3 protein-coding genes and 1 pseudogene are annotated in these 3,507 nt (G+C 63.4%); 2 read left to right on the forward strand and 2 right to left on the reverse strand.

Annotated features, from left to right (window positions below; genetic code table 11):
* Together CDE01S_RS17790 and CDE01S_RS17795 are read left to right on the forward strand one after the other, a co-directional pair.
* Positions 1-328: pseudogene (locus CDE01S_RS17790) on the forward strand (TRAP transporter substrate-binding protein); the annotation flags it as partial.
* Between the two features lie 396 nt (positions 329-724).
* Positions 725-1,393, forward strand: a complete 669-nt coding sequence (locus CDE01S_RS17795; protein ID WP_066710862.1) for a hypothetical protein — start codon at positions 725-727, stop codon at positions 1,391-1,393.
* A gap of 261 nt (positions 1,394-1,654) precedes the next feature.
* Here the strand turns inward: CDE01S_RS17795 and CDE01S_RS17800 are convergent, their stop codons facing one another.
* The gene (locus tag CDE01S_RS17800; RefSeq protein ID WP_066710865.1) at positions 1,655-2,821 is read right to left on the reverse strand and encodes a fumarylacetoacetate hydrolase family protein; all 1,167 of its coding nucleotides are present in this window, start codon (positions 2,819-2,821) and stop codon (positions 1,655-1,657) included.
* Between the two features lie 29 nt (positions 2,822-2,850).
* On the reverse strand, positions 2,851-3,483 hold the full coding sequence (locus tag CDE01S_RS17805; protein WP_066710868.1) for a bifunctional 4-hydroxy-2-oxoglutarate aldolase/2-dehydro-3-deoxy-phosphogluconate aldolase: 633 nt from the start codon (positions 3,481-3,483) through the stop codon (positions 2,851-2,853).
* Between the last annotated feature and the right edge of the window lie 24 nt (positions 3,484-3,507).

Raw genomic sequence — 3,507 nt, forward strand, 5'->3', positions numbered from 1 at the left:
AAGTGTCACACGCCACGCCTACACACCGTATCTGATCCTCTACAGCAAGAAGCTGTGGGACCAGCTCAACCCGCAAGAGCAGGTGGTGCTGCGCGAAGCCGCGATTGAAGGCCAGAAAGCCCAGCGCATTGCCATTCGAGCCCAGAGCGACACGGCCCTGGCCGCGCTCAAGGCCAAGGGCATGCAGGTCAACGAGATTTCGCCGTTCGAGCAGCGCCGCATGTTCGACAAGGTCAAGCCGGTGTACGACAAGCACGGCGCCACCATCGGCACCGAGGCCATCAACGTCGTTTTTGATGAGCTGAAGAAGGTGCGGGGCGGCAAATAAGCCGGGGCGGGCTTGACGACGTATGAAGGCCGCGGGACTTGTGCCCTGCGGCCTTTTCATCTGTAGTGGGGATGTCAGGAGACTGCTGTCGGCCACGAGCAGATCGGCACTCGACCGGAGCAATAGACGTTCAGGGGGCTGCTTCACTCTGGAACCTGCCGGACAATCTGAGGAAGGACCTCGGCTATAGCGGACTGTCACATCGAGTCGCCACCGGTTTTCTTATGGCCGCTTTCAGGTTGCTGGCCCCACCCAATTCACTCGGCGCCGGCGTTGCTTTCGGAGCACCGTGGTTTGTCCCCTGCTATTCTCTACAACTGCGCGTGGGCGCCGGCGTTGGAATCCTGCCGTGCCCAGAGTTACGGGGAAGTCTTGTCTTAATAAGTGGAGCTGAAAATGACACTTCGAACCCTGCTTGCACTCTCGATCCTGGCGCTAGCCGCCGCAGCCACCGTGCAGGCGCGTCCGGGCGCCCCGCCCTGCAGCCCCTTGGGCTTGAAATACCAACCGGGGGCGTGCGAGAAATGGAAACGTGAACACCCCGATGTAAATCCGGACGGCGTTGTCCAGACCGTGACCATCGTGAATAACTCATCGTCGGTGCTGGGCGGCTACGTGACGTTTTGGCACGCGAACAACGAACACACGGATGTTGACTTGCCGGGCGTCAAGCCTGGCGAGACCTGGACGGCGAATGGATCGTGGACTGTCGGCCAGGCACCCTACTATCTGCTGTACTCATCGTTTCAGGACAGCTACGGTGACCCGGTCACTTTTTATGCGGTGCCCATCAGCAAATACCCGGCGCTTGCGAAAAAATTGCCGCCGGAACCGGACAACTGCCAGAGCAATCATTTCCGGATGGTGTTCGGCGATGGACCGCAGTATGTATACGAGCAGCACAGCGGCGCGGTCGTGACCGGGGGGCAAACGGATAAAAACACGCTCTGTCAGATCCTTGGATGCCCGACAGGCGGCAGCACGGCCGGGGGGCTGAACACCCAGAATCGCACGACGTCCCGATCGGCGCCGCAGCCGGTCTACTTCAGATCTTGTGACCCGTAGCTGATACGACGTGTAGGCGACGCAAACAGGGGCGGAGTGAATTTGGTTTTTTACGGCGACGTCTGTGATTCGGAATGACCGCATCTGCTCTCGGCCACCGTCCCCTTTATGTCGGGAACGGACCTAGATGATCAGACGGCCCGCTGGCAACTCCGCTCCGTCACCGGTCACAAGAGTTTCGACACTGGATACGGCGGCTTCAGGTCGAAAGCCGCCAACCTGCGACAGTGACTTTCGAATACACCCAGACTGGAAGCCGCCTCAGCCCCGCCGCGCCAGATCCCGCATCAGCGCCCGGGTGCCGTAGGTCCAAGGCGGGATCTTGTCCGAGGTGTTGACGCGGTTCACCAGCATACCCAGGCTGGGTGTCGAAACGGTGGCGATGTCGCCGATTTCGTGCGTGAAACCCTGGCCCGGGCCGTGGCGGTCCTGGATGGGGGCGAACATGGTGCCGAGGAAGAACATCACGCCGTCGGGATACTGGTGGTGCGGGCCGATCACGTGTTTGACCAGTTCAAGCGGGTCGCGGCTGATCTGGCCCATGGAGCTGCTGCCGCGCATGACGAAGTTTCCGGCGCCTTGCACCTCCATGGCGAGGTCGCAGCGGCGTACGTCGTCCATGCTGAAATGGTCGTCGAACAGGCGAATGAAGGGACCGATGGCGCAGGAAGCATTGTTGTCCTTGGCCTTGCCCAGCAGCAGGGCGCTGCGGCCCTCGAAGTCGCGCAGGTTCACGTCATTGCCCAGTGTGGCGCCCATCACTTCGGCGCGGCTGTTGACAGCCAGGACGATTTCTGGCTCCGGGTTGTTCCAGTGGCTGCGCGGGTGAATGCCCACCTCGGCGCCCACGCCCACGGCACTCATCGGCGCCGATTTGGTGAAGACCTCGGCATCGGGGCCAATGGCCACCTCCAGGTACTGGGACCACGCGCCTTGCGCGACCAGCACCTCCTTGAGCTTCTCTGCCTCGTGCGAACCCGGCTTCACGCTGCTCAGGTTGTCGCCGATGACGGCCACCACGGCGCGGCGCACGCTCTCAGCTTTGTCGGCGTCGCCGCGCGCCTGCTCCTCGATTACCCGCTCCAGCACTGAGTTCACAAAGGTGACGCCGGTGGCCTTGATCGCCTGCAGGTCGTTGGGTGCCAGAAACCAGGGCAAGGCCGTCTTGCGCTCGTCCTGCGCCGAGTTCTTCAGGAGGGCGGCCGTGTCGCCCAGGCGCGTCCCTTTGTTGTGGCGCACGGCTGCGGCCGCATCAGGGCGTTCGAGCAGGTCCGACATGGTTGGGGCCACTGCGCCCAGGTCGTACACGCCATCGGGGCGTACCTGCACCAGCACCGGGCCGGTGCCTTCGATCCAGACGCGCCCCACCAGCGTGGCACGTTCCGCATCCCGCGGCAGGCAGTTCTCTGGTGTCAATTGGTTCAGCATCGGTTTGTCTTCCTCGGTTGTTGTGTGTCTCATGAACGCAGCTGCGCTGCCTGGGTGGCCAGCCGGGTGATGCCGTCCCAGTTCTGCCGGGTGATGGCTTCGGTCGGCGTCAGCCAGGAGCCACCGACGCAGGCCACGTTGGGCAGTGCCAGGAAATCCGGCGCGTTCTGCGGGCTGATGCCACCGGTGGGGCAGAAGCGCACCTCGGCAAACGGGCCGTTCCAGGCTTTGAGCAGGGCCGTGCCGCCGGACGCGAGGGCCGGGAAGAACTTCAACGCGGTATAGCCATCGTCGAGCGCAGCCATGATCTCGCTGCCGGTGGCGACACCAGGCAGCAAGGGCAAGCCAGTGGCGTGTGCGGCCTGACCGAGAGCGTGGGTGTAGCCCGGGCTCACCAGAAAACGTGCGCCGGCTCGCTGGGCGGCCTGGACATCAGCGCGGTTGCGCACCGTGCCGGCACCGGGTACGGCTTGCGGCACCTCGCGCGCGATGGCCTCGATACAGGCCAGAGCCTGCGGTGTGCGCAGCGTGATTTCCAGCATGCGGATACCCCCGGCGACGAGCGCGCGCGCCAGCGGCACGGCGTCCTGCACCTGGTCGAGCACGATGACAGGGATGACGGGCGCATCCTGCATCACCTGCAGAGCGGTCAGCGTTTGCATGGAATTGATCTTAGGATTTGCTGA

The organism is Curvibacter delicatus NBRC 14919, assembly GCF_001592265.1.
GTDB lineage: Bacteria > Pseudomonadota > Gammaproteobacteria > Burkholderiales > Burkholderiaceae_C > Hylemonella > Hylemonella delicata.